A 23,499-nucleotide genomic window follows, 5' to 3' on the forward strand; every position below is an offset into this window, starting at 1 on the left:
CCCGCGCGGGGTCAGCCCCCGCTCGGGCGTCCCGTCTCGTCGGCCTGGCCGCCCGCGCCGACGAGGCCGCGGCCGACGCGCGCGAGGCGCGGCTCGAAGCGGCGCATCTCGCGCCTGCCGACCGTGGCGATCAGGCCGGGCAGGTAGGGCCGCGCGCCCTGCATGCCGCGCAGCCACCACTGACCGTACACGTGCGGCGCGCGGCGCTCGATCCCGGCGACGAGGCGGTCGACGGCCGGGCCGAGCGGATAGGTGCGGTTCGACGGCCAGGGCAGCCGCTGCCGCAGCTCGCGCATGACCTCGTCGCGGTCGGCGCCGCGCACCATGTCGGTGTCGGTCCACGACAGGTAGCCGACGCCGACCCCCACGCCCCGGTGCCCGACCTCGCACCGCAGCCCGTGGGCGAACGCCTCGACGCCCGACTTCGACGCGCAGTACGCCGTCATCATCGGCGCAGGGGTGAGCGCGGCGAGCGAGGCGACCTGCAGGAAGTAGCCCCGGCTTTCGAGCAGCGCGGGCAGGAAGGCGCGGGCGGTGTTGGCGCCGCCGACGAGGTTCACCTCGATCACCCGCCGCCAGGTGTCCGGGTCGGACCCGGCGAACGGGCCCCCCGTCGCCACACCCGCGTTGGCGACGGCGATGTCGACCCGCCCGAACCGCCCGGCGACCTCGTGGGCGACCCGGCCGAGCGCCGCGTGGTCGGTGACGTCCGCGTACCAGTGGCCGTACGGCCCGTGCAGCCGCTCCCCGACCAGCTTGAGCCGGTCCTCTTCGAGGCCGACGAGGGCGACGGTGGCGCCGCGCGCCGACAGCTTGCGTGCGAGGAGTTCGCCGACGCCCCGGGCCGCGCCGGTGACGACGGCGACCCGCCCTTCGAGCACCGGCCGCCGCCCGGCCGTCCCCGCCCCGCTGTCCGTGCCCTTCATGCGACCTCCTCCGTACGCTCCAGATGGGCGGCGGTGAGCGCGCGGATCGCCGCGGTCACCGCACCGGGCGCCTCCATCGGGCTCATGTGCCCGACGCCAGGCAGCACCCTCAGATCCACGCAGTCGGGCAGCGCGTCGGCGATCCTGCGCGCGTGGACGGGCGGCGTGAGCCGGTCGGCGTCACCGCAGACGACCGCGGTGGGCACGGTCAACTCCCGTATGCCGAGCTCCACATCGAGCGTGTCAAGCACCCGGGACCAGCCGGTGCGCGCGCCCCGCGGGCAGGCGTGCACCATCTCCACGCACCGCCGCACCCGGTCCTTAGGCGCGCCCGGCCCCATGGTCCCGTAGTGCAGCAGCCGTACGGAGAGCGGCGTGACGGGCCCGAGCGGTGCCCGCGCCGCGAGGACGCGGCGGGTGAGCCCGGTGCGCAGCCGGCCGGCCGGCAGCGGCAGCACCCGCGCGTCGGCCACCAGCCGCGAGGCGCCCGTGCTGCACAGCAGGACGGCGGCGGCGTGCGCGCGGAACGCGGGCCGCCCCGACGCGGCCATCATCGTCATGCCGCCCATGGAGTGCCCGACGAGCACCGCGCGCCCGCCCGGTTCGAGCGCCGTGTCGAGCACGGCCTCCAGGTCGTCGGCGAGCGCCTCCGCGCTGTAGTCCTCCGGCGCGCCCGCCGGGCTCGCGCCGTGGCCGCGCTGGTCGTAGACGACGACGCGGTGGTCGGCCGCGAGGTCGGCGATCTGGTCGGCCCAGAAGGCGGTGTTGCAGGTCCAGCCGTGGGCCAGGACGACGGCGGGCGCGCCGTCGGGCCCGTACGACGCGACGTGCAGCCGGGAGCCGTCGGCCGAGACGGCCTCGAACACCCGCGCGGGGCCGGGGATCCGTGCGATCGGGTCCATCACCGCACCGCCTCCTTCGCGCCCGCGCCGGCCGCTGCGGGCGTCGCCGCGGTGTCGGGCTGCCGGACGATGTCGTACTCGGCCGGGTCGACCCGCAGGGTCGCCCGCCTGAACTCCCCAGTGGTACCGGGCCACATGGTGGTGTTGCGGCCCTCGGCGTCCTGGTACCAGCTGGTGCAGCCGCCGGTGCTCCACACGGTGCGGGCCATCCTGCGCTGCACCTGCTCCGTCCAGGAGTGCACCGCGCGCGGGCGGGCGTCGAGCGCGGCGCGGCGGCCGCGGCCCCCGCGGTCGAGGGTGCCGAGCTTGCGCAGATAGTCGGCGAGGTAGTTCAGCTGCGCCTCGATCATGAGGATCATCGAGGAGTTGCCGAGGCCGGTGTTGGGCCCGATGATCGTCAGCCAGTTGGGGAAGCCGTCGACCGCGGCGCCGCGCAGCGAGCGCATGCCCGTCTCGCTCCAGCTCTGGGCGAGGGTGCGCCCGCCGGTGCCGACGACGCGGTCCGCGATCGGCATGTCGGTGACGTGGAAGCCGGTGGCGAAGACGATCGCGTCGGCCTCGGCGGTCGTGCCGTCGGCGCCGACCAGCTCGCTGCCGCGCACCTCGGCGAGCCCGGCGGCGACGACGTCCACATTGGGCCGCGCGAGCGCCGGGTAGTACGTGTTGGACAGCAGGATCCGCTTGCAGCCGATCCGGTACGAGGGCGTCAGCCGGGCCCGCAGTCCCGGGTCGGCGATCGCCTTGGCGAGGTGGTGGCGGCCGAGCGCCTCCACCATGCCGAGTTCGCCGGTGTGCTGGGTGAACGCCTGCACCTGGAGCTCCCGCACGCCCCACAGGCCCTGGCGGCGCAGGGTCGCGGCCGACGGCACGGCCCGGTGCAGGGCGCGCTCGAAGCGGCTGATCGCCCGGTCGCGACGCGGCATCACCCACGGCGGGGTGCGCTGGAAGAGGGTGAGCCGCGCGACCTCGGGCTGGATCGCGGGCACGACCTGGATCGCCGAGGCGCCGGTGCCGACGACGGCGACGCGCTTGCCGCGCAGGTCGTAGCCGTGGTCCCAGCGCGCGGTGTGGAACACCCGGCCGGGGAAGGCGGCGAGCCCCGGTATGTCCGGGGTCTTCGGGTCGGACAGCGGTCCCGCGGCGGAGACGACGACGTCCGCCGTGTACGTGCGCCCGTGCGCGGTGCGCACCGTCCAGTACAGCCCGTCCTCGTCCCAGCGCAGCGAGGTGACCTCGTGGCCGAGCCTGAGGTGCGGGCCGATGCCGAAGGTGTCGACGACGTCCTCCAGGTACGCCCTGATGTAGGGCTGCCCCGAGAAGGTGCGCGGCCAGTCGGGGTTGGGCGCGAACGAGAACGAGTAGAGGTGCGAGGGCACGTCGCAGGCGCACCCCGGATAGTCGTTGTCCCGCCAGGCCCCGCCGACCGAGTCGGCGCGCTCGAGCACCACGAAGTCGGTGATGCCTTCGCGGCGCAGGCGTACCGCGGCGCCGATCCCGGCGAACCCGGACCCGATCACCGCCACGCGCACGTGCTTGTGCTGTCCCATGCTTCGCCTCCCAACCACGCCAGCAATCACTGGCACGGTGGGAGCGTAGGGCATCTCCATACCGATGGGTAGGGGTGCTGCACCGCCGGGTTACCCGCGGTACGCGCGGCGGGGCGGCGCCGCGGAGGCGGTCACCCCAGGCCGGGTCCCGGGCGGCTCGCGCCGCTGATGGTCTCCTCCCAGGTGGCGCCGCGCGCCCTGAGGCAGTCGATCGTGGGGCCGATCTCGTCGCCGTAGACGGCGGGCGTGCGCGCGCGGACCCGGCTGCGCAGCGGCTCGGGCGTGCGGGCCTTGAACACCGCGGTGAGGGCCCGCCGTTCGGCGTGCACCCGGCGCGCGACGCTCTCCGCGTCGCCGCCCGCGGCGAGGTACTCGGCCGCCGCACGGCCCAGCGCGCGTACCCGCCGCTCGTACTCCTCGCGCAACTCCCGCGCGAACGCGGCGGACTCCTCCACATCGCGGCGGTCGGCCATCGCGGTCCTCTCCCCTGTGTGACGGCGCGTCCCCTGGCGGCGACGGCCGACGGGCGGGCGACCGCACGCGCCCACACGGTTTTTGCAGGTGGGCCGCACCATTCGCCCGAGCGCGGCGGAACCCGGCTCGTCCCGGGCCGCCGCCGCGGCACGGTCTAAGCTGGCCAACATGGCGGACGATCACCAGGGCCCGGCGGACGGCGGGGTGCGCGAGTACCGCATGGCGGAGCTGGCCGAGGCCGCGGGCCTGCCGCTGCGCACCGTGCGCTACTACCGCGAGCGCGGCCTGCTGCCGCCGCCGCGCCGCTCCGGCCGCATCGCCTGGTACGACGAACACCACCTCGCCAGGCTCCGCACGATCGCCGCGCTGCTCGAACGCGGCCACACACTCAACGGGATCGCGGACCTCGCGGCGGCGCTGGAGAGCGGGCGCGGCATCCACGACGTGCTCGGCGCCGACGCGCCCACCGAGGAGACGCCCGTCAGCCTCTCGCCCGAGGAGATGGCCGACTACTTCGGGGCCGAGGTCACCCCGGAGAACCTCGCCGCGGCGCTCGACCTCGGCTATCTCGCCACCGAGGGCGACCAGTTGGTGCACATGAGCCGCCGCCTGCTCGAAGTCTCCTCGGCCCTGGTGCGCACGGGCGTCCCACTCTCCGCCGTGCTCGCCGCCGGCCGCGAGGTACGCGCCCACGCCGACGCCCTCGCCGCCCTCTTCACCGACCTGCTGCGCACCCACGCCCCGGCCGCCGACCCCAACGCCCTGCGCCCCCTGGCCCGCAGCGTCGTCGAGGCCGAACTCTCCCTCGCCCTCGACCACCGCATCGCCGCACCCGGGAGCGTCCAGGACCCCGGCTCCGACGGCGCCAGGGACGAAACCGCCTAGTCCCCGTAGACCACGGTCACCGGCGCGTGGTCGGACCAGCGCTCGGCGTGCGTCGCGGCGCGTTCGACGCCCGCCTTGACGGCGCGCGCCGCGAGGCCCGGAGTCGCGGCGTGGTAGTCGATGCGCCAGCCCGTGTCGTTGTCGAAGGCCCGGCCGCGGTACGACCACCAGGAGTACGGGCCCTCCTGGTCCGGGTGGAGCGCACGGACCACGTCCACGTAGCCGGCCTCCCCGTACACGCGGGAGAGCCACGCGCGCTCCTCGGGCAGGAAGCCCGCGTTCTTCCGGTTGCCGCGCCAGTTCCGCAGGTCGGCCTCGTGGTGCGCGATGTTCCAGTCGCCGCACACCAGCACCTCGCGGCCGTCCGCCGCGGCCCGTGCCCGCACCTCCACGAGGTGGGCGAAGAACTCCTCCATGAAGCGGTACTTCTCCTCCTGGCGCTCCGTGCCCACCTCGCCCGACGGCAGGTAGAGGCTGGCGACCACGACACCGGGCAGCTCGATCTCCGCGTACCGTCCGCTGGTGTCGAACTCGGCGCTGCCGAAGCCGATCCGCACCGCGTCGGGCTCCCTGCGCGAGTAGAGCGAGACGCCCGCGCGGCCCTTCGCCGCGGCCGGCGCGTGCAGGGTGTGCCACCCCTCGGGCGCCCGTACGTCTTCGGGCAGCCGGCCCGGCTCGGCCCGTACCTCCTGGAGGCAGAGCACGTCGGCTGCGGTCCCGGCGAGCCACGGCACGAAGCCCTTCCTCGCCGCGGCGCGCAGGCCGTTCACATTCACGGAAGTCACGGTGAGCACCCGTGCACACTACACACCGCACGACGCAGGGCCCGGCCCCGCGCGGTGTGCGCGGGACCGGGCCCTGGGGCCTTACGTGCGGGTCGTGCGGGGCACGACCCGCACGAAAGACCCGGAGTACGCGGTACGTCAGTGGTTGCCGACGCCGTTGCCCGACAGGACCGGGATCTGGTCCAGGATGTGCGACAGCGGCTCGTCGCCCTTGGCCTGGGTGGAGTTCTCGGTGCACTGCTGGTTCTGCGGGTTCGACAGGACGTCGATGTCCTGGACGGTGACCGGCACGAGGCCGACCAGCGAACCGACGTTGGCCTTGAGCGGCAGGCCGACACACGGCTTGTTCAGCGTGCCCTCGATGAGGCTCAGCTGAGGGCTCATGTCGCCGTCGGTCGAGGAGTTGCCGAAGGCCTGCTTCGAGCCGTTGCCGCTGGCCGACACCGTGCCGGAGTCGTCGCCGACCGCCAGGGCCGGAGCGGCCGCGGCGCCCGTGGCACCGACCAGCGAGGCGGCGACCACAGCGGTTGCCCACAGCTTCTTCATTTGAATACCTTTCCGGAAAGTCCGACTCCACCGGTGGAGTCCGATTCATTCAACTCGGCCGCCGGGGGTTGGTTGCGCGCCTTCCCCCGGACGGCCCACCGCGGTGGGTCACCGCGCTTAGACAAGGGCGGCCGGGCGGGCGGCGGAGCTGCGTCGCGCCGCACACCCCGGCCGGCTCAGCGGACGGTCAGTGGTTGGCCGTGCCGTTGCCCGAGAGCAGCGGGATGTCGTCGAGGATGTGCGACAGCGCCTCGTCACCCTTGGCCTGCGTCGAGTTCTCGGTGCACTGCTGGTTCTGCGGGCTCGACAGGACGTTGATGTCCTGGACGGAGACCGGCACGAGACCGACGAGCGAGCCGAGGTTGGCCTTGGCCGGCAGGCCGATGCAGGGCTTGTTCAGGGAGCCCTGGATGAGCGCCATCTGCGGGCTCATGTTGCCGTACGTGGCCGAGTTGCCGTAGTACTGCGCGGCCCCGTTGCCGCTCAGCGAGGTGGTGCCGCCGCTGTCGCCGACGGCCATCGCCTGCGGCGCGAGGGCGGCCGAGGCGCCCACCACGGAAGCGGCGACGGCGGCTCCCGCCATAACCTTCTTGATCACGATGAGTCCCCATTCTGGTGGATGCCCCAACTGGCCGGGGCCCCCTGAGCAACTACGCGCCACGGGTTTGGTTCTTGGCATTCACCCCAATGGCCCAGTGGTCGCGTCCGTGCGCCCCCGCAAGCCGATCGGGTGACAAAGCGGAACCAAAGCCGGAACCCGCGGTTGGTACAGGACGCACCACTTGCATTCTTGAGAAAAGGAAAAGCACACCGTGATCAAGAAGATGATGGCCGGGGCCGCGATCGCCGCTTCCGTGATCGGCGCCTCGGCCGCCCTCGCGCCGCAGGCGATGGCGGTGGGCGACAGCCACGGCACCACCTCCGCCAGCGGCAACGGCGCCGAGCAGGCATTCGGCAACTCCTCGGCCAAGGGTGACCTGAGCCCCCAGGCCACGCTCGTCGGCAGCTCGCTCAACGCGCTCTGCCTCGGCGTCCCGGTCAAGGCCAACGTCGGTTCGCTGGTCGGTCTCGTGCCGGTCACCGTCCAGGACATCGACGCCCTGTCCAACCCGCAGAACCAGCAGTGCGCCGACAACTCGACGCAGAGCAAGGGCGACGAGGACCTGTCGCACCTCGCGGACCAGATCCCGGTGCTCTCGGGCAACGGCACGGCCAACGGCTGATCCGCACCCGCACGGCATGCGGCCGGCCCGGGGCACAGCGCCCCCGGGCCGGCCGTACGCATGAGGTCCCCGACACCGCCCGAAAGGCCCCGGCGCCGGAACCCGGCGCCCGCGCGAAAGGCACGACGGGGGCGCGCGGGCCGCACCGTGCGCGGCAATCGAGTGAACGCGCCGCGCGCCGCAATACCCAACAGTTTCCTCGCCACTTTCCGCTCGTTGGAGTTCCCGCAGCGGCTTTACGGGCCGGTGAACAAGGCGGCCCGCGGACCACGAAAGTCGTGCGGACGCGTGTTTCCCGCTGCGGAAAGGGCTCACCATGAAGTACATGAAGGCCGCCTCGGCCGTCGCCGGGGTGCTCATGGCGGTCGGTGCCGCGGCTCCCGCGATGGCGGACTCCGGTGCCGGTGCCGTCGCCGCCGGTTCGCCCGGCGTGCTCTCCGGCAACGTCGTCCAGATCCCGGTGCACATCCCGGTGAACGCCTGCGGCCTCAGCGTCGACGTGATCGCGCTGCTGAACCCGGCCTTCGGCAACACCTGCGTCAACGCCGACTGACGTCGGCCCTCCCGCGGTTCCCCCCGCGTGCGGCGAAGGCCGCGCGCGGGGGCCCGCGCATCCGGCCGCCCGGTGCGGCGGCCCGGCGACCCGCAACGGTGCCGAACCTGTCAGCAGGAGAGAAAAGACCAGATGCGAGACCTCATCAGCAAAGGGCTGCTCACGGCCGCAGCGGCGACGAGTGTGCTGTCCCTCGGCGGCGGACACGCCTTCGCGTCCGACGCGCAGGGGGCCGCGACCGGCTCCCCCGGCGTGCTGTCCGGCAACAACGTGCAGGTACCCGTCGAGATCCCGGTGAACCTCTGCGGCAACACCGTGGACGCGGCGGGCGTGGGCAACCCGGCGTTCGGCAACAAGTGCGCCAACGTGACCCAGCGGCACACCCACCGCCAGTACGAGCAGGCGTACCAGGACGCCATGGCGCGCACCCACGGGCAGCAGGCCCCGGCGGACGACCGCTCGGCGGCCCCGGCCGCCGACCGCTCAGCCGCCCCCGCGCCCGCGGCGGGCGGTGCCCACAGCGCGGAAGCGCCCACGACGCTGCCCGCCCCCGTGCACCAGCCGGCCCCGCGCCCCGGTGACGGCTCCGCCGGTCTTGTCCCGTCCCCGGCCACGCCGATGGGCACTCCGCAGCAGCCCGCGCCCGCCCACGGCACCACCCCGACCAGGTCGGCCGCCCCCGCGCCGGTCGCCGCCGCGCAGCACCGCGGGCCCGACGGCGGACACGGCGACCACCAGGGGTACGGAGGCGGCCACCAGCAGCACGGCGGGCCGTCGGCGCAGGCGGGCTCGGGCTCCCACGCCGCTGCCGTCGCGCAGGGCTCCCCCGGCGTCCTCTCCGGCAACCTCGCGCAGCTCCCGATCGACATCCCGGTCAACGCCTGCGGCAACACCATCGACATCGTCGGCCTGCTCAACCCGGCGTTCGGCAACCACTGCGAGACGGGGAGCACCCCGGCCCCGCCGCAGCACCACCCGCACCAGCCCCCGGCGCCCCAGCCGCCGCACCACCATCACCACACGCCGCCGCCCCCGCCGGTGCGCCACACCCCGCCCCCGCCGGTGCACACGTCCTACGTCCCGCCCGCGCCGGCCACGCCGCAGACGCCGCAGCTCGCCCACACCGGGGCGGACTCCGACCTGCTCGGGGCGGGCGCGCTCAGCGCGGGCCTGCTGCTCGGCGGCACCGTCCTGTACCGCCGCGGCACCGCCGCGGCCCGCGCCCGCCGCTGACCCGGCGTCGGACCGCGTACGTCCCCGGCGAGGCCGGGAGAGCCCACCGGCTCTCCCGGCCTCCCGCGTTTCAGGGCGTGGCCTCGGCGGGGCGCCCGCGCGCCGGCAGCTTCTCCGCGCCGGCCCGCTGCGTGATCAGGCCGGGCGCGCCGCCCGAGGCGCCGAGGCGCCGCCGCACCCCGCGCACCAGCCGCTCGGCCGTGTATGTGGCGCCGTACACGAAGCGCATCGAGGGGCCGAACGACGGCGCGCTCAGCAGCCCGGCGAGGAAGAGGCCCGGGTGGGAGGACTCGAAGAGGCCGCTCGCCTCCGGGCCCTCGCTGCCGTCGACGGTCGCGAGCGAGCCCCGCAGCTCGGGCGCGAGCAGGCCGAGCCTGCCGAGCGTCGGGGTGAAGCCGGTCGCCGCGATCACATGGTCGGTCTCGACGTGCGTACGGGCACCGTCCGCGCCGGCGAGGCCGAGCCTGAGCCCGCCGCCCGCGGGCTCGGCCGCGGCGACCCGCTCGCCGAGCCGCACCTCGACCGCGCCCTCGAAGCGCTCCCGCAGCCACCACGCGCCCGCCGGGCCGAGCGCCGAGGTGAAGACCCGGGCCCTGGTGGCGGCGGGCAGCCGCCTGAAGGCTCCGGGGGCCTCCGCGTACAGCCAGTTCTTCCAGCCGCAGCCGAGGCCGGTGTGCGGGCCGCGCAGCCGCTCGGGCAGCGGGCGCAGAAGCGGGGGCGGCAGGGTGTTCCAGTTCAGCGCGGACGAGCGCGCCACCACCCGCACCGAGGTGCCCTGCTCCGCGAGGAGCGCCGCGGTCTCAAGGGCCGCCTGGCCCGCGCCGACCACCGTCACGTCGCGCCCTGCGAAGCGGCCGAGGTCGGCGTGGTGGCTGCTGTGTGAGGCCAGCTCCGCCGGCAGTCCGCGCAGCGCCTCCGGCACGTCGACGAACGGCATCACGCCGACCGCGAGGGCGACCGTGCGCGCCACGACCGGCTCGCCGTCCGCCGTCGTCAGCACGAAGCCGCCGGGTCCCGGCCGTACGGAGACCACCTCGCGCTCGTCGGCCGGGGGCGCCGCGCGCCCCGCGAACCAGAGCCCGTAGGCGGCGAAGAAGCGCACCGGCACCGGGACGCCGTGCCGGGACGGGGTGCCGAGGGCCTCGGCGTACGCGGCGAGGGTGTGCGCGCCGTCCGGGTCCGAGAGGTTGGACGCCCACGGCTCCGACTTGAGGAACATGCCGGGCGGCATGTGGTCGAGCCAGGACGCCATCGGCCTGCCGAAGACCTTGACGTCGAGTCCTGCGCGGGCGGCGTGGGCCGCGATCGACAGGCCGTAGGGCCCTGCGCCCACAACTACCAGGTCGTACATGGGGGTACCGCTTCCTGTGTCGTCGTCATGCGGTCTTCTTCATGCGGTCTTCCACGCGCTCTTTCATGCGGCCGTCGCCCTGCGCGGCCGTCACGCGGTCGTCGTCGGGCGCTGCTCGGGCCGCGTGGCGGCGGCCTGCGGGGGCGCCGCGGGCGGGCGGCGCCGGGCCGGCAGGGCGCGCCGCACCGCGTGCCGGGTCCACGCGGCGGCCATCGCGGCGGCGGGCCCCGGGTCGTCCGCGGCCCACCACGCGGCCTCGGTGCCGCCCCCGCCCGTCCCGCGGGCGGCCGGGGCACCCGCACCGCGGCCCGTGCGCCGACGGGCCCGCGCGGCGAGGGCCCCGGCGAGCGAGAGCAGCGCGTAGTTCTCCACGACGAAGCTCCTCCCGTGCGCCGGTGCGAGGGGCGGCACCCGGCGCCCCGTCAGATCCAGGTGCAGCGCCCTGACGACGTCGAGCCCCGACCCGTCGGTGAACAGCCGGAACTGGGCGCCGGGCCGCGGGTTGAAGTCGAGCAGGTGGTAGGCGCCGGTGCCGGGGTCGAGCCGGAAGTCCAGGTCGAGGATGCCCCGGTAGCCGAGCGCGGCGACGACACGGCGCGCCGCGGAGTCGACAGCGGGGTTGGGCAGCCATCTGCCGACCGCGGTGAGACCCGCTTCCGCGGGCCAGGACCGCTCCTTGCGGCCGGTGGCACCGGGGAAGCAGGCGGGGCCGCTGCCCGCGTAGCCGTGGAAGAACCAGTCGAGGCCGCGGCCCGGCGGCAGGAACTCCTGCACCAGCAGGCGGCTGCCCGCCTCGGCGGCGCGCGCCTGGAGGTCGCGGGCCTCGCGCGCCGAGCGCAGCAGCCGGGTGGAGCGCAGGCCGGAGCCGGGCGGCAGCAGCCAGGGCCTGCTCCACTTGGCGACCGCGGGCAGCCCGAGCGACCAGGCGGCGGCCGCCGCCTCCGCCGGGGTGCAGGGCAGCGCGGTACGCGGGTGCGGCACGCCGAGCTCCGCGCAGACCGCGACGAGCTCGGCCTTGTCCGCGACCCGCGCGGCGAGCCCTGACGGCTGCTCAGGCTGGAGGTAGCGGCCGGCGAGCGCGGTGCGCAGCGCGTCGGCCGCGAGCGCGGTGACGTCGTCGAGCGGCACCAGGACCGCGGGCCTGCCCACCCGTTCCGAGACGGTGCGCAGCAGCCGGTGCACGCCGTCCAGGTCTGCCGTGCCCGGCGGTGCGACATGGGCGCGTGCCAGGTGGCGCGAGCGGGCGACCGGGCCGGCCGCCGCGCCGGTCACGGCGTGCACCTCGACGCCCGCGCGCCCCAGCGAGCGGACCGCGCCGAGGGTGCCGTGGTGGAAGGGGTTCCGGTCGAGCCGTACGAGTACGGCGGGTGTGCTGGTGTCAAAGGTCGGCAGCAACGCGCCCCCTTCTTCGCTTTCCGATGGCCCATCAGAGGGATGAAATGCACGAACGGACCAGGAAAGGGCGGGACCGGATTCCCGTTCGGCGCAATAGAAATACTTTTGTTTTCAGCGTGGACGCGGACCGCCCGCGGCCACCGTAATGACATCGCACGCCGAGGAGCAGTCATGGCCCATTCGCGTCGCCGTATCGCGGTCACTTGTGCGGGCACCGCCGTGGCAGGCCTCCTCGCCGCCGCGGCGCTGCCCGCGCCCGGTTTCGCCGTGGAGCCGCGGCCCGGAGGCGCAGCGGAGACGGCGAAACCCCCGCCGGCCGCGCGGCCGGCGTTCGGCGCGTTCACCGACTCCGACGCGCGGGGCGTGCAGGCGCTCGCCGCGATGCAGAGCTGGCTCGGCGGCACGGAGCTGCGGGTCGGCCACACGTATCTGCCGGGCGGGTCCTGGTCGGACATCGAGGGCCAGGCCGACTTCCTCCAGGACTGGGCGCGGTGGAAGCAGGCGAAGGCGGACCGGATGTTCGTCCTCAACGTCCCGATGCTCGACGACAACGAGGGCCACGTCCCCGACGCCCAGGTCGCCGCCGAACTGCGGCAGGGCGCGGCAGGGCGGTTCGACGCGCACTACAAGGCCCTGGGGCAGCGGCTCGTGGACCTCGGGGTGCCGGACACCGTGGTGGTGCTCGGCTGGGAGATGAACGGCACGACGTACACCGGCAGGTGCGGGCCCGACCCGGCCGCGTGGAAGGCGTACTGGAAGCGCGTGGTGGCCGCGATGCGGTCCGTGCCGGGGCAGAAGTTCCAGTTCGACTTCGCGCCGAGCCGCGGCAGGGACGCCGTGCCGTGGACCCAGTGCTACCCGGGCGACGACGTGGTCGACGTGATCGGCATGGACTCCTACGACCAGCCGCCCGGCACCTCGTTCCAGCAGGAGGTCGACGAGCCGTACGGCCTGAAAGCGCACGTGGAATTCGCCGCCGCCCACAAGAAGCCGGTCTCGTACCCGGAGTGGGGGCTTTTCCGCAACGGCGACAATCCGCAGTACGTGGCGTCGATGCTGAAGTGGTTCGACACGTACAAGCCGCTCTACAACACGCTCACCGACTACTGCCCGCACGGGGTGCGGGAGTGCGGGGCGAATCCGAAGTCGGCGAAGGTGTTCAGGGACACGCTGTACGGGCGGGGCGCCAATCCGGTGGACCCGCCGACCGAGCCGACGAAGCCGCCGGCCCCGCCGACGGATCCGACGAAGCCCCCGAAGCCCCCGGCCGACCAGGACTCGCCCGGCTGCACCGAGGTGCCGCTCGGCGACTGGCTCGAGTCCTGGCTCGGCGGGAAGGTCTGCGTCCCGTCCGGCTGGTGGCACGCCTGGTACTGACCCGCAGGCGCAAACGGGCCCCGGCGGGGGCGCCGTGCGGGTCATGCCCGCCCGGCGCCCCCGCCGCCCTTCGCCGTCTCGGCGCCCGCGGGCGTGCTGCTCGCCGCCGCCGTGGCGGGGGCCGCGCCGCGGGCCCGCCACCGCTTGACCGCGCCGGCCGCCGTGCGGCGCGCCGCCACGCCGGTGGCGAGCGCGGCGAGTGCGGGCCGCTGCGCGGGCGCCGCGAGCAGCAGCCGCTTGTTGCGCACGGGCTCGGGCCGCCAGTGGCCCTTGTACGCCTCGGTGCCGCGCAGCATGCTCAGCACGGCGCCCTGCGGTGTGCCGGGCCCGAAGTGCCCGGCGCTGTTGCGCAGCAGCACAGCGGACACGTCGACCTTGCGGTCGCGCAGCGCGGGGTCCGCGCCGTACAGGTAGCCGCCCGCGAGGCGGGGCGAGAGCAGCGTCAGGTCGGAGATCACGAGGTCGCCGCCGAGCCGGAACTCCGTGACCCGCGCCTGGCCGCGCACGGTCATGGCCGTCACCGCGCGTGCGAGGTGCTCGGCGAACCTGTCGGTCAGGTGCTCGGGGTTGACGCCGCGGCCCGCCCACTGGCGGCGGTGCAGCCCGAGCAGCCGGCCGACGGCCGCGGGCACCTCGTCCGCGGGCACGGGCCGCGCCTCGATGCCGAGCTTGTCGGCCTTGCGGAGCTTGGAGCGCACCCGCTGGCCGGTCTGCGAGGGCAGCCGCCCGATCAGGTCGGCGACGGGCGCGCCCGGCAGTTCGAGGCAGAGCGAGTCGGCGAGCTGGCGGCGCGGGCCCTGCCACTGGGCGAAGATCCGCTCGGCCGCGCCGCCAGGACGCACCTCGCGCAGGTCGAGCACGGCGCCGCGGGCCGCGCCGCGCAGCGCCTCGGCGAGCGCGTGCGCCGCCTGGTCGGGGCAGGCGTCGTCGAGCAGCACGTCGCAGAAGTCTGTGAGCGCGCCGCCGAGCGGCACCAGGACGGGGAACGGACGGTACGTCAGCGCGAGCGGCGCGAGCGCGAGCAGCTGCCCGCCCTCGCCGCGCACGGCGGCGATCCGCAGCCGCCCCTCGGTGCCGTACGAGAGCCACCACGAGTACAGCCAGGCGTGGCTCTGGAACGGGGTGGCGGTGCGGCAGCGCGCGAACAGGGCGTCCCACTCCTCGGCGAGCGCGGCGAAGTCGTCGGTGTCGCGGTGGACGTGGACGGTGAGGCCGGTGGCGCCCCGCTGCCCCGGCACGGCGGTTGCGGCCGTGTCCGCGGGCTCAGCGGTGGCGTGCCCTGGGGCCGTCACACCGTTTCCGGCTGGGGCGTGTGGCCGCCTGCGTGCGCCGTCGCGGGCCCCGGCACCTGCGCGTACGTCTCCGCAGCGCCGCGCCGCCGCGGCCGTACGAGCAGGGCGAGCGCGCCCAGCAGGCCGCCCGCGCAGCCGCCGACGAGCGCGGCGAGCGGGGTGGAGGGGGACGTGGGCGCCGTGGGTTTCACGGCCCGGGAGAACTGGAGGACCTTGACGTTGGTGTCGGTCTGGAGGTGGCCGCCGCCTGCGACGAGGGCGCGGGCCACGCCGTCCGCCATGTTCACCGCGGTGGTGGGGCTCGCGTCGGTGGCGGTCACGGAGATCATCGGCGCGTCGGGCGAGGTCGCCGTGGTGACGTGCTCCTTGAGCCGCGCGACCGGCACGCCGGCCCACACCTGCGCGTCGCCGAGTACCGCGACCTGCGAGGCGACCCGGCCGTACGCGGTGGCGAAGCCGAGTGCGGCGGTCGGGTCCGACTTGTCGGTGGGCACGACGAGCACATAGCTCGTCGCGGTGTACTCGGCCGTGCTGAGGGCTCCGTAGACGCTGCCCGCCGCGACGCCGAGGACGGCGGCAGCGGGGACGACGGTCCACAGCGGCACCCTCCGCAGCCGGTCGAGGAGGGCGGGCCGCGCGGGCTTCTCCGGTGTCTTCTCGGTCATGATCGGTCACTCGCTCCTCGTGTGGCGATGGTGTAGACGGCCATCAGCCGCTCGGCACTGTGCGCGATGTCGTAGTGGTGTGCGGCGCGCGGCGCGGGCAGCCTGTCGTGCCGCCCGGCGGCGAACCGCTGCTGGTGGTCGCGGAGTTCGGCGGTCAGCTCCGGCACGGAGCCGGAGATCTGCCGGGCGCCCGGCGCGGCCTCGGTCGGCAGGTCGTGCAGGGCGGGGCAGGTGACGTGCAGCACCGGCAGCCCCGCGGCGAGCGCCTCCACGACGGCGAGGCCGAACGCCTCGTCGGGCGAGGGCGAGACGAACACGTCCATCGCGGAGAGCAGCGCGGGCAGCGAGAGCGCGGACGGCGCGGACGGCGGGTCCTCGCAGGCGCCGGTGAGCACAAGACGGTCCGCCGCGCCGCGCCGCCGTGCCACGCTCAGCAGCGCGTCGCGCTCGGGCCCCTCGCCGACCAGCAGCAGCCGGGCACCGGGCAGTTCGGCCACGGCCCGTACGAGGGTGTCGAAGCGCTTGCCGCGGGTGAGGCGGCCCACACCGCCGACGACGAACGCGCCCTGCGGCAGCCCGAGCCGCTCGCGGGTGGCGCGGCGCGCCTTCGCGTCGTAGCCGAAGCGTGCGGCCTCGATGCCGTTGGGCACGACGTGGATGCGGTCGTGCCGCACGCCCCAGCGCTCCAGGCGGCGGGCGACGGTGTCGGAGACGGCGACGGTCGCGGAGCCGAGGCGCTCGCCCGCGAGGTAGAGCGCGCGGGCGCCCGCCGACAGGGGGCGGCCCTCGATCTGCCGGGCGCCCAGGGAGTGCTCGGTCGCGACGACGGCGCGCACCCCGGCGAGGCGGGCGGCGAACCGCCCGTACACGCAGGCGCGGTAGAGGTGCGTGTGGACCAGGTCGTATCTCCCGCGGCCGATGAGGCCGGTGAGCCTGGGCAGGGCGGCGAGGTCGCGGTTGCCCGCCATGCCGAGGTGGCGCACAAAGACGCCGTCGGCGGCGATCCCCGCGGCGACGGCGCCCGGGTTGGTGAGCGTGACCACGTCGTGGTCGGTGGGCAGATGCCGCAGCAGCAGCCGCAGTTGCTGCTCGGCGCCGCCGATGCCGAGGCCGGTGATGACATGGAGGACCCTCACGGCGCGGCCCCCTCTCCGGTGGCGGCGTGCGGTGCCGCGGGCCCGGCGGGCTCGGCGGGCTCGTGTTCGGGGTAGGGCCCGTACGGGACGGGCTCGCGGCGCCTGCCGTGCAGCGCCCGCTTGAGGAAGAGGCGCGCGCCGGTGTCCTGCTGGCCGACGTGCACGCGCGGCAGGGCGAAGAGGCCGGTGAGCGGGCCGGGGTCGATGGCGACCGCGTACCGGTACCCGGCGGCGCGCACGGCGTCGACCGCGCGCCGGTCGACGGCGCCGTACGGGTAGCAGAAGCCGGTCACGTCGGCGCCGGTGATCTCCCGCAGCAGGGCGCGGCTGCGGGCGGTCTCGGCGGCGAGCAGCTCGGTGCCCACGGCGCTGTGGTCGGTGAGGTCGGTGTGGAGCAGGCCGTGCGAGCCGATCTCCATCCCCGCGTCGGCCGCCGCCCTGATGCCGTCCTCGGTCAGCAGCGGCTTGCGCGGGCCGAGCGGGTCCCACGCGTTGGTGCCGCCGAGCCGCCCCGGCAGGGCGTAGACGGTCGCGGTGAAGCCGTACCGCAGCAGCGCGGGCAGCGCGTGCTCGGTGAAGTCGGCGTAACCGTCGTCGAAGGTGAGGCCGACGAGCCCGGCGGCGGTGCCCGCCGCGCGGGCCCGCAGCAGGCGCTCCATGCTGACGCCGGTCAGGCCGCGCCTGCGCAGGAAGCGCAGCTGGCGGTCGAGGCGCCCCGGCGTGACGGTGACGCGGTACGGGTCGTCCGCGGGGTCGGCGAAGTCGGCGACCGAGTGGTACATGGCTGCCCACAGGGGACCTGCGGACGGGCTGTCAGCGGGCATCGGGGAGCTTTCGTGTGAGGGTGCGTGCGGTACGGGGCAGGGCGGCGAGCACGGCGACGGCACCGGGCGCGCGCAGGGCGGCAGCGGCGGCGAGGAAGACGGCGGCGACGGCGAGCGCGCCCGCCGCGGTGGCGAGGTACGGGTCGGGCAGGGCGCCCGCGCACAGCCGCCCTGCGGCGGTGGCGGCGAGGGCGGCGGCGGTGAGCTTGGCGAGCCCGGCGGCGACGTGCGGGACGCGGACGGGCACGCTGCGCCCGCCGAGCCCGGTGAGCAGCAGGACGGCGGTGAGGCTGATGCCGAGCGCGTTGGCGGCCGCGATGCCGAGGACGCCCCACACCCGCACCAGTGCGGCGCCCGACACGGTGGTGAGGGCGAGGCCGCCGAGCATCGCGAGCGCCGGGTACCACAGGGGGCGGGCGGCGGAGAAGTAGCAGCGCACGAGGGCGCCGACGAGGGTCTGGCCGAGCAGGCCGAGCGCGTACACCCGCATCACGGACGCGGTGGCCGCGGTGTCCGCCGCGTCGAACGCGCCGCGCTGGAAGAGGATGTGCACGATCTGCGGGGCGCAGGCGGTGACCAGCGCGGTGCCGAGGAGCACCACGACCGCCGCGGTCGCGAGGTCGCGCTCGACGCGGCGGCGCGCGGTCTCCGTGTCGCCCGCGCCCATCGCGCGCGCGACCACGGGGAAGGTGACGGTGCACAGCATCAGCGACAGCGTCATCGGCAACTGCGCGACTTTCTGGGCATAGTTGAGATGCGAGATGGCGCCCGCCGGCAGCGGCGCCGCGAGGAAGCGCTCCACGAGGACCTGCGCCTGGCGGCTGAGCGCGAAGACGATGACGGGCGCGACGAGCGCGACACCGACGCCCGGCACCCGGGCGCCGGGCAGCGCGGGTCCCGCGGCCCGCACCCGGCGCCACAGCGAGGGCGCCTGGATCGCGGCCATGCAGGCGCCGCCGACGGCGACGCCGATCGCGGCGGCCCGCACGCCGAGGGCGCCGGGCAGCAGCACCATGGTGACGACGATGCCGGTGTTGTACGCGACGTAGATCGCGGCGGGGGCGAGGAAGCGGGAGTGCGCGCGCAGGGCCGCGCTGAAGTAGCCGACGAGCCCGAAGGTGAAGACGCAGGTCGCGGTGGCGCGCGTGCAGTCGACGGCCAGCCGGTGGTCGGGCAGCCCCGGGGCGAGCGCGTCCACCACCCAGGGCGCCCCCGCGATCACCAGCAGGGCGATGCAGCCGAGCACGCCGCACAGCGCGGGCAGCGTCCTGCGCAGCAGCGCGCGCACGGAGCCGCGGGCGACGGCGAGGCTGAAGGCGGGCACCAGGATCAGCGCCATCGCGTCCTCGATCAACAGCGTGGAGGAGACCTCTGGCACGGTCCACGACACGAGGAACGCGTCGCTCTCCGCGCCCGCGCCGAAGAGGTGCGCGATGACCTGGTCACGCACCAGCCCCAGCAGCGCCCCCAGCGCGGTCAGCACGGCGGTGACCAGCGCGGCCCGCCCGAACCGCCGCCCGGTGGCGCCCTCTTCCCGGACGGCAGCGGCCTCGCGCGCGAGCACGGGGGCGGGCGCGCTCGCCTCCACGGCCTCCGGCGCCGGGCCGGGCGCGCTCCCCGGGCCGGGCGCCGTCGCGCGCGCGGGCGCGGGCGAGGCGGTGCGCGCGGGCGCAGGCGCGGGTACCGCGGGCGCGGGGGCCGCGTCCGCGGGCTGGGGGCTCGGGGCCGCCGTGTCCTTCATCGGCGCGGCGCCTCCCCCGGTGCGGTGCCGTGCGCGCCGCGGCCCAGCGCCCAGGCGGCCGTCAGGCCGAGCATCACGGCCGTCAGGACCGTGGAGGGGCCGCCGATGTCGGCGTAGGCGAAGTCGATGAGCTGCCACACAAGCAGCCCGCACACCAGCACGGCGGCGCCCGCGCCGCGCCCGGCCCTGCGGGCGCGCGGCAGCCTGCGCAGCGCGCACACCAGGACCGCGAGCCAGCTGCCGACGAGCGCGACCACCCCGATGAGGCCCTGCTCGCTGAGGACCAGCAGGTACATGTTGTGCGGCGAGAGCAGCGGCTGCCGCTCGAAGCCCGCGCCCGCGCCGTCGGTGTCGCTGCCCGAGGAGAGCGCGAGCGAGGCGTGCGCGTCGCGGTGCGCGGGGAACCCCTTGAGCCCGACGCCCGTCACCGGGTCGTCGCGCCACATGTCGACCGCAGCCGCCCACATCGTGTACCGGTCCGTGACGGACTGGTCGGGGTCGTCGGTGACCTGGGTGATCGAGTCGAGCCGCTGGGAGACCAGCTGCGAGCCGACGCCCGCGCCGCCGATCAGCACCACCCCGAGCGCCCCCGCCACCAGCGCGGCGGCCAGCGCCCGCCGCACACCCGTGGCCAGCAGCATCAGCACGAGCACCACCGCGGTGGCGATCCACGCGCCGCGGCTGAACGACAGCAGCAGCGGCACGCACAGCAGCGCGGCGCAGGCCAGGGCGGCGCCCCGGCGGCGCGCGGTGCCGCCGCCGTCCAGCGCGTACCCGACCGCGATGATCAGGCCGTACGAGACGACGGTCGCCATGCCCATCACGTCGGTGGCGCCGAAGGTGCCGACCGCGCGGATGTCCTTGCCCTCGTACGAGGCGCCGGTGGCCGTCGCGTACTGCACGGCGCCGACCGCGCCCTCCACCAGGGCGAGGCCGACGAGCCCGCAGGCGACCACGCCGAAGTCCCGCCGGTCGCGCACGAGCAGCACGAGCGAGGCGGGCACGAGGACGAAGACCTGGAGGTAGCGGGGGACCCCGGCGAGGCTGAACGCCGGGTCCTGGGAGGTGATCGCGGCGAGCGCGACGCCGACCACCGGAGCGCCGAGCACGAAGGCCGCCGTCCTGCTCAGGGGGCGCTCGCGCCGCCGCAGCAGCCGCCCGGCGCAGAACAGCACGAGCACCCCCGACGCCGCGTCGGCGACCGTGCCTGTGCCCTCGGCCGCGCCGCCGCCCGGCGGCGCGGGCGCGGCGAGCAGCGCGAGCACGGCGAGCACCGGCAGCAGGTGCGCGTGGCGCCGCCACCAGGCGGCCGTACGCGGCGCCGCCGGGGCGCGTACGGACGCGGCGGGCGCGGGCGCGTGCACCGCCACGGGCGCCGGCGCGCTCATCAGCTGCCCGCCGGGCGGACGAGCGAGAGCGCGGTGCGCACCAGGATGCAGACGTCCTGCCACAGCGACCAGTGGTCGATGTAGTGGTTGTCGAAGCGCGAGCGGTCCTCGATGGACGTGTCGCCGCGCAGCCCGTGCACCTGGGCGAGCCCGGTGATGCCGACCGGCATCCGGTGGCGGGCCGCGTAGCCGGGCAGCGTCTTGCTGAAGTTGGCGACGAAGTGCGGGCGTTCGGGTCTCGGCCCGACGAGGCTCATGTCGCCGCGCAGCACGTTCCACAGCTGCGGCAGCTCGTCGAGCGAGGTGCGGCGCAGGATGTTGCCGACGGCGCTCATCCGGTGGTCGCCCGCGATGTTCCAGCGGGTGGCCGCCTCGTGCTCGTCGGCCGGCCGCAGCGTACGGAACTTCAGCAGCGTGAACAGGCGGCCGTCCTGCCCCACCCGCTCCTGCCTGAACAGCACGCCGGGGCCGTCGAGCAACCGTACGGCGAGGGCGCAGCCGAGCAGCACGGGCGCGAGCGCGACCAGCGCGGGCGCGGCGAGCGCGATGTCGAGGAGCCGCTTGGCGCGGCTGCCGCGCGGTGCGGGCGCGGGATCGTCGATCCGGCGGATCGCGAAGCCCCACAGGTGGTCGGTCATCCGGGGGCGCGCGGCGCCCGGCGCCCAGCCGCCGTCGCCGACCCAGAGCACGCCACAGCCGTACGCCCGTACCAGCGCGAGGAGTTCGGCGGGCGCCGGGCCCGCGGCCGCGGGCTCACCGGGGGCGGAGAAGACGTCGGGGCCGACGAAGACGGCCTCCTGCACGCCGTTCTGGACGACGGCCCTGTGCACCTCCTCGGCGGTGGCGAGCACCGGCAGCCGGCCGCCGGGCCCCGCCGCGTCCGGGGGCGTGCCGCAGGCGACGCCCACGGGCCGCAGGCCGTACTCGGGGTGCTGGGCGAGCAGCGCGCAGACGGCGCGCGCCCGCGCGCCCGTGCCCACCACGAGCGTGGAGCGCGCCCGGCTCGCGGCGCGGGCCCGCGCCCGCGCGTGGACGGCCGCGCGCCCCACGCACGCCGTGACGAGCTGCGCGCAGGCCCCCACGGCGAGGACCGCGGGCGCGCACACCTCGGCGCCGGGGAACACCGCCTCGCACACGGCGGCTGCCACGCACCAGGCGATGCCGACCCGCGCGGCGAGCGCGGGCAGCCGGTCGAGGACCGCGGGGTTGAGGGGCGGCTCGTACAGCCCGCCGTACGCGTTGAGCGCCGTCACGCACGCGGCGAGCAGCACCCCGAGCGCGGCGTCGGCCGCGCCCGGCGCCCCGCCGCCGCGCACGGCGGCGAGCCCGGCGAGCACACCCGCCAGATCGGCGCAGGCGGCCGGGAGCGCCCGCAGCACGGCAGCCCCCGCGGGCGCGCGCCCTGCGGGCGGTGCGAGCCGCCCCGCGGGGTCGAGGCCGCGTGGCGCGTGGTCGCGCGCGCGGCCCCTCGGCGGGGCGGCGACGACGCCGCGGTCCGCGGTGGTCCCGGAGCGGCGCGCGGGCCCCGAGGGCGAGGGAACACTGGTGCTTTCCGTGCTCACTGGGGGATCGGCTCCCTGCGGTCAGGGTGCGGCGCGCCCGTGGCCTCGCGGTAGACGCCCGCGATGGCCTCTGCGGTCAGCCGCACGTCGAAGGTGCTCAGGACGTGGTCGTGGGCCCGGCGGCCGAGCGCGGCGCGCCGCGCCGGGTCGCGCAGCAGCGCGACGGCGGCCGCAGCGAGCGCGGCGGGGTCCTCCGGCGGCACGAGGCACGCGTCGGCGTGGCCCGGCGGCAGGCTCTCGCGGGCGCCGTCGACGTCGGTGACGACGACGGGCCGCCCGCAGGCCATGGCTTCGAGCGGGGAGAGCGCCATGCCCTCCCAGCGGGACGGCAGGACCACCAGGTCGGCGGCGCGGTACCAGCGCGCGGTGTCGGCGACGGAGCCGGCGAAGAGGACGGACGGCGGGGCCGCGGCCCGCAGCGCCGCGGCGTCGGGGCCTTCGCCGACGAGCACGAGGCGCGCGCCCCGCACCTCGCGCGCGACGGACTCCCAGGCGCGCAGCAGCACGTCCTGCCCCTTCTGGCGGCAGAGCCTGCCGACGCACACCACGACGGGGGCCGCCGCGCCGTCCCTGCCCGCTTCGAGGTCGAGGCCCTCGGGGCCGAGGCCGGCGAGCGGCTGCGGCGGACCGCTGCCCGGTGGCGCCTGCGGGGTGAAGCGTCGGGTGTCCACGCCGTTGCGCACCACGTGGAACCTGCCGCGCACCCCGGCGCGCACGCCGGTGGCGCGCTCGGCCTCGCTGACGCAGACGACGGCGTCGCTCCAGCGTGCGGCCCACCGCTCCCAGCCGCGTGCCGCGCGGGCCAGGGCGCCGTCCGCCGCCTCGAAGGACCAGGCGTGCGGCTGGAAGACGGTGGGGACGCGGCCGCGCACGGCGAGCCGCCCCGCGAGCCCTGCCTTGGCGCTGTGCGCGTGCAGGACGTCGGGCCGTACGGCGTCGATGAGGCGGGCTGCCGCGCGCACCTCGCCCGGCAGCGAGGGCCCGGGCTCCCGGGTGGCGGCCCAGGGCAGCACCTCGGCGCCCGCGCGGGCAGCGGCGGGCGCGAGGGTGCTGCCGGGCGGGCAGGCGACGACGACGCGCAGTCCCGCGGCGGTCTGCGCCGCGGCGAGGTCGGCGACCACGCGCGGCACACCGCCGTCGAGGGGCTGGACGAGATGGAGTGCGGTGAAGCCGGCCTTGGCCCCGGATCTGCCCGACGTCACGCGCACGTCATTCCACTTCTTTCCACTCGTGGGCGGGAAAGCCTTCGCGGTCACCTCTGCCGAGGCGCGGGATTCCGGTCACCCCCCGGTTGCCGCCCGTACGAAGAACGCATCGGCTCGAACGGGGTAACGCCCGGCGGCCAATCGAACGCAAAAAGGTTCTGCCACCCCGGATGGAGCGGTTCCGGAATCGAACGCACCTGACCCTCCGCCACGATTGTTCGCATAAAAGGGTTGTCTCTTGATCCGGCCGTCGCGGGGCGGACGGCGCGCGGGGCGGGCATACGGCGCCGAAGCCGCGGGCACCGCCGGCATGACCCACGTGATCCGCGCCGTCGGCGTGATCCGCGTCCGCACAGAAACCTCCCGCCAGAGGGCCGGACAGCCGGCCGGAAAGCGGCCGGCCCGAACCGATAGGCACCTTTACAGAGCGGATGGTGAAAGTGCCGGAGGCACGCTGGCGCGCCCCGGCCGCCACGGTCGCGGCCAGGC

Annotated in this window: 22 protein-coding genes; 5 read left to right on the plus strand and 17 right to left on the minus strand. The window is 76.0% G+C overall.

Going from position 1 to position 23,499, the window contains the following annotated elements; translation table 11 throughout:
* Positions 1 to 11: 11 nt before the first annotated feature.
* From AB0910_RS18945 to AB0910_RS18960, 4 genes are all read right to left on the minus strand, one after another.
* The gene (locus tag AB0910_RS18945; protein WP_366745752.1) at positions 12 to 926 is read right to left on the minus strand and encodes an SDR family oxidoreductase; all 915 of its coding nucleotides are present in this window, start codon (positions 924 to 926) and stop codon (positions 12 to 14) included.
* The gene (locus tag AB0910_RS18950) at positions 923 to 1,828 is read right to left on the minus strand and encodes an alpha/beta hydrolase (RefSeq protein WP_366745753.1); all 906 of its coding nucleotides are present in this window, start codon (positions 1,826 to 1,828) and stop codon (positions 923 to 925) included. The genes AB0910_RS18945 and AB0910_RS18950 overlap by 4 nt, the downstream gene beginning before the upstream one ends.
* Entirely contained in the window at positions 1,828 to 3,375 is a 1,548-nt protein-coding gene (locus AB0910_RS18955; protein ID WP_366745754.1) for an NAD(P)/FAD-dependent oxidoreductase, read from the minus strand. The genes AB0910_RS18950 and AB0910_RS18955 overlap by 1 nt, the downstream gene beginning before the upstream one ends.
* A gap of 131 nt (positions 3,376 to 3,506) precedes the next feature.
* Complete coding sequence (locus tag AB0910_RS18960; RefSeq protein ID WP_366745755.1) at positions 3,507 to 3,848, minus strand: hypothetical protein; 342 nt, start codon at positions 3,846 to 3,848, stop codon at positions 3,507 to 3,509.
* 169 nt (positions 3,849 to 4,017) lie between these two features.
* Between AB0910_RS18960 and AB0910_RS18965 the strand changes: the two genes are divergently transcribed.
* Positions 4,018 to 4,734, plus strand: coding sequence for a MerR family transcriptional regulator (locus AB0910_RS18965; protein ID WP_366745756.1), 717 nt, complete (start codon positions 4,018 to 4,020; stop codon positions 4,732 to 4,734).
* On the opposite strand, the gene AB0910_RS18970 is transcribed toward AB0910_RS18965, so the two are convergent.
* From AB0910_RS18970 to AB0910_RS18980, 3 genes are all read right to left on the minus strand, one after another.
* On the minus strand, positions 4,731 to 5,528 hold the full coding sequence (locus AB0910_RS18970; RefSeq protein WP_366745757.1) for an exodeoxyribonuclease III: 798 nt from the start codon (positions 5,526 to 5,528) through the stop codon (positions 4,731 to 4,733). The two genes, AB0910_RS18965 and AB0910_RS18970, sit on opposite strands and share 4 nt — an antisense overlap.
* 129 nt (positions 5,529 to 5,657) lie before the next feature.
* Entirely contained in the window at positions 5,658 to 6,065 is a 408-nt protein-coding gene (locus tag AB0910_RS18975) for a rodlin (RefSeq protein ID WP_366745758.1), read from the minus strand.
* Positions 6,066 to 6,252: 187 nt separating this feature from the next.
* Positions 6,253 to 6,663, minus strand: a complete 411-nt coding sequence (locus AB0910_RS18980; protein WP_366745759.1) for a rodlin — start codon at positions 6,661 to 6,663, stop codon at positions 6,253 to 6,255.
* Between the two features lie 217 nt (positions 6,664 to 6,880).
* Here AB0910_RS18980 and AB0910_RS18985 point away from each other — a divergent pair, with 217 nt between their 5' ends.
* From AB0910_RS18985 to AB0910_RS18995, 3 genes are all read left to right on the plus strand, one after another.
* Complete coding sequence (locus AB0910_RS18985) at positions 6,881 to 7,288, plus strand: rodlin (RefSeq protein WP_366745802.1); 408 nt, start codon at positions 6,881 to 6,883, stop codon at positions 7,286 to 7,288.
* Positions 7,289 to 7,604: 316 nt separating this feature from the next.
* Positions 7,605 to 7,841, plus strand: a complete 237-nt coding sequence (locus tag AB0910_RS18990; RefSeq protein ID WP_366745760.1) for a chaplin — start codon at positions 7,605 to 7,607, stop codon at positions 7,839 to 7,841.
* 132 nt (positions 7,842 to 7,973) lie between these two features.
* Positions 7,974 to 9,074, plus strand: a complete 1,101-nt coding sequence (locus AB0910_RS18995; protein WP_366745761.1) for a chaplin — start codon at positions 7,974 to 7,976, stop codon at positions 9,072 to 9,074.
* A gap of 70 nt (positions 9,075 to 9,144) precedes the next feature.
* On the opposite strand, the gene AB0910_RS19000 is transcribed toward AB0910_RS18995, so the two are convergent.
* Both AB0910_RS19000 and AB0910_RS19005 read right to left on the minus strand, forming a co-directional pair.
* On the minus strand, positions 9,145 to 10,425 hold the full coding sequence (locus tag AB0910_RS19000; protein ID WP_366745762.1) for an FAD-dependent oxidoreductase: 1,281 nt from the start codon (positions 10,423 to 10,425) through the stop codon (positions 9,145 to 9,147).
* Positions 10,426 to 10,515: 90 nt separating this feature from the next.
* Positions 10,516 to 11,817, minus strand: a complete 1,302-nt coding sequence (locus tag AB0910_RS19005; protein ID WP_366745803.1) for an ATP-grasp domain-containing protein — start codon at positions 11,815 to 11,817, stop codon at positions 10,516 to 10,518.
* Positions 11,818 to 11,991: 174 nt separating this feature from the next.
* Between AB0910_RS19005 and AB0910_RS19010 the strand changes: the two genes are divergently transcribed.
* Positions 11,992 to 13,197: a glycosyl hydrolase gene (locus AB0910_RS19010; RefSeq protein ID WP_366745763.1), complete on the plus strand. Its 1,206-nt coding sequence runs from the start codon at positions 11,992 to 11,994 to the stop codon at positions 13,195 to 13,197.
* A 41-nt stretch (positions 13,198 to 13,238) separates the two neighbouring features.
* On the opposite strand, the gene AB0910_RS19015 is transcribed toward AB0910_RS19010, so the two are convergent.
* The 8 genes from AB0910_RS19015 to AB0910_RS19050 are packed head-to-tail and all read right to left on the minus strand — an operon-like array spanning position 13,239 to position 23,007.
* The gene (locus tag AB0910_RS19015) at positions 13,239 to 14,489 is read right to left on the minus strand and encodes a GNAT family N-acetyltransferase (RefSeq protein WP_366745764.1); all 1,251 of its coding nucleotides are present in this window, start codon (positions 14,487 to 14,489) and stop codon (positions 13,239 to 13,241) included.
* Positions 14,486 to 15,154: a lipopolysaccharide biosynthesis protein gene (locus tag AB0910_RS19020; protein WP_366745765.1), complete on the minus strand. Its 669-nt coding sequence runs from the start codon at positions 15,152 to 15,154 to the stop codon at positions 14,486 to 14,488. The genes AB0910_RS19015 and AB0910_RS19020 overlap by 4 nt, the downstream gene beginning before the upstream one ends.
* The gene (locus AB0910_RS19025; protein ID WP_366745766.1) at positions 15,151 to 16,290 is read right to left on the minus strand and encodes a glycosyltransferase; all 1,140 of its coding nucleotides are present in this window, start codon (positions 16,288 to 16,290) and stop codon (positions 15,151 to 15,153) included. Before AB0910_RS19025 ends, AB0910_RS19020 begins: the two co-directional genes overlap by 4 nt.
* On the minus strand, positions 16,287 to 17,114 hold the full coding sequence (locus AB0910_RS19030) for a polysaccharide deacetylase family protein (RefSeq protein WP_366745767.1): 828 nt from the start codon (positions 17,112 to 17,114) through the stop codon (positions 16,287 to 16,289). Before AB0910_RS19030 ends, AB0910_RS19025 begins: the two co-directional genes overlap by 4 nt.
* Positions 17,104 to 18,855: a lipid II flippase MurJ gene (locus AB0910_RS19035; RefSeq protein ID WP_366745768.1), complete on the minus strand. Its 1,752-nt coding sequence runs from the start codon at positions 18,853 to 18,855 to the stop codon at positions 17,104 to 17,106. Before AB0910_RS19035 ends, AB0910_RS19030 begins: the two co-directional genes overlap by 11 nt.
* Positions 18,852 to 20,243, minus strand: a complete 1,392-nt coding sequence (locus AB0910_RS19040; RefSeq protein WP_366745769.1) for an O-antigen ligase family protein — start codon at positions 20,241 to 20,243, stop codon at positions 18,852 to 18,854. The genes AB0910_RS19035 and AB0910_RS19040 overlap by 4 nt, the downstream gene beginning before the upstream one ends.
* Complete coding sequence (locus AB0910_RS19045; RefSeq protein WP_366745770.1) at positions 20,243 to 21,805, minus strand: exopolysaccharide biosynthesis polyprenyl glycosylphosphotransferase; 1,563 nt, start codon at positions 21,803 to 21,805, stop codon at positions 20,243 to 20,245. The genes AB0910_RS19040 and AB0910_RS19045 overlap by 1 nt, the downstream gene beginning before the upstream one ends.
* Positions 21,802 to 23,007: a glycosyltransferase family 4 protein gene (locus AB0910_RS19050; RefSeq protein ID WP_366745771.1), complete on the minus strand. Its 1,206-nt coding sequence runs from the start codon at positions 23,005 to 23,007 to the stop codon at positions 21,802 to 21,804. The genes AB0910_RS19045 and AB0910_RS19050 overlap by 4 nt, the downstream gene beginning before the upstream one ends.
* Positions 23,008 to 23,499: the final 492 nt, after the last annotated feature.

Source organism: Streptomyces sp. NPDC047002 (assembly GCF_040704505.1).
Lineage (GTDB): Bacteria > Actinomycetota > Actinomycetes > Streptomycetales > Streptomycetaceae > Streptomyces.

Excerpts from the sequence above, each read along its gene's own strand:
- AB0910_RS18945 (WP_366745752.1), bottom strand. The coding sequence starts at position 926 with ATGAAGGGCACGGACAGCGGGGCGGGGACGGCCGGGCGGCGGCCGGTG.
- AB0910_RS18950 (WP_366745753.1), bottom strand. The coding sequence starts at position 1,828 with ATGGACCCGATCGCACGGATCCCCGGCCCCGCGCGGGTGTTCGAGGCC.
- AB0910_RS18955 (WP_366745754.1), bottom strand. The coding sequence starts at position 3,375 with ATGGGACAGCACAAGCACGTGCGCGTGGCGGTGATCGGGTCCGGGTTC.
- AB0910_RS18960 (WP_366745755.1), bottom strand. The coding sequence starts at position 3,848 with ATGGCCGACCGCCGCGATGTGGAGGAGTCCGCCGCGTTCGCGCGGGAG.
- AB0910_RS18965 (WP_366745756.1), top strand. The coding sequence starts at position 4,018 with ATGGCGGACGATCACCAGGGCCCGGCGGACGGCGGGGTGCGCGAGTAC.
- AB0910_RS18975 (WP_366745758.1), bottom strand. The coding sequence starts at position 6,065 with ATGAAGAAGCTGTGGGCAACCGCTGTGGTCGCCGCCTCGCTGGTCGGT.
- AB0910_RS18990 (WP_366745760.1), top strand. The coding sequence starts at position 7,605 with ATGAAGTACATGAAGGCCGCCTCGGCCGTCGCCGGGGTGCTCATGGCG.
- AB0910_RS18995 (WP_366745761.1), top strand. The coding sequence starts at position 7,974 with ATGCGAGACCTCATCAGCAAAGGGCTGCTCACGGCCGCAGCGGCGACG.
- AB0910_RS19000 (WP_366745762.1), bottom strand. The coding sequence starts at position 10,425 with ATGTACGACCTGGTAGTTGTGGGCGCAGGGCCCTACGGCCTGTCGATC.
- AB0910_RS19010 (WP_366745763.1), top strand. The coding sequence starts at position 11,992 with ATGGCCCATTCGCGTCGCCGTATCGCGGTCACTTGTGCGGGCACCGCC.
- AB0910_RS19020 (WP_366745765.1), bottom strand. The coding sequence starts at position 15,154 with ATGACCGAGAAGACACCGGAGAAGCCCGCGCGGCCCGCCCTCCTCGAC.
- AB0910_RS19030 (WP_366745767.1), bottom strand. The coding sequence starts at position 17,114 with ATGCCCGCTGACAGCCCGTCCGCAGGTCCCCTGTGGGCAGCCATGTAC.
- AB0910_RS19035 (WP_366745768.1), bottom strand. The coding sequence starts at position 18,855 with ATGAAGGACACGGCGGCCCCGAGCCCCCAGCCCGCGGACGCGGCCCCC.
- AB0910_RS19040 (WP_366745769.1), bottom strand. The coding sequence starts at position 20,243 with ATGAGCGCGCCGGCGCCCGTGGCGGTGCACGCGCCCGCGCCCGCCGCG.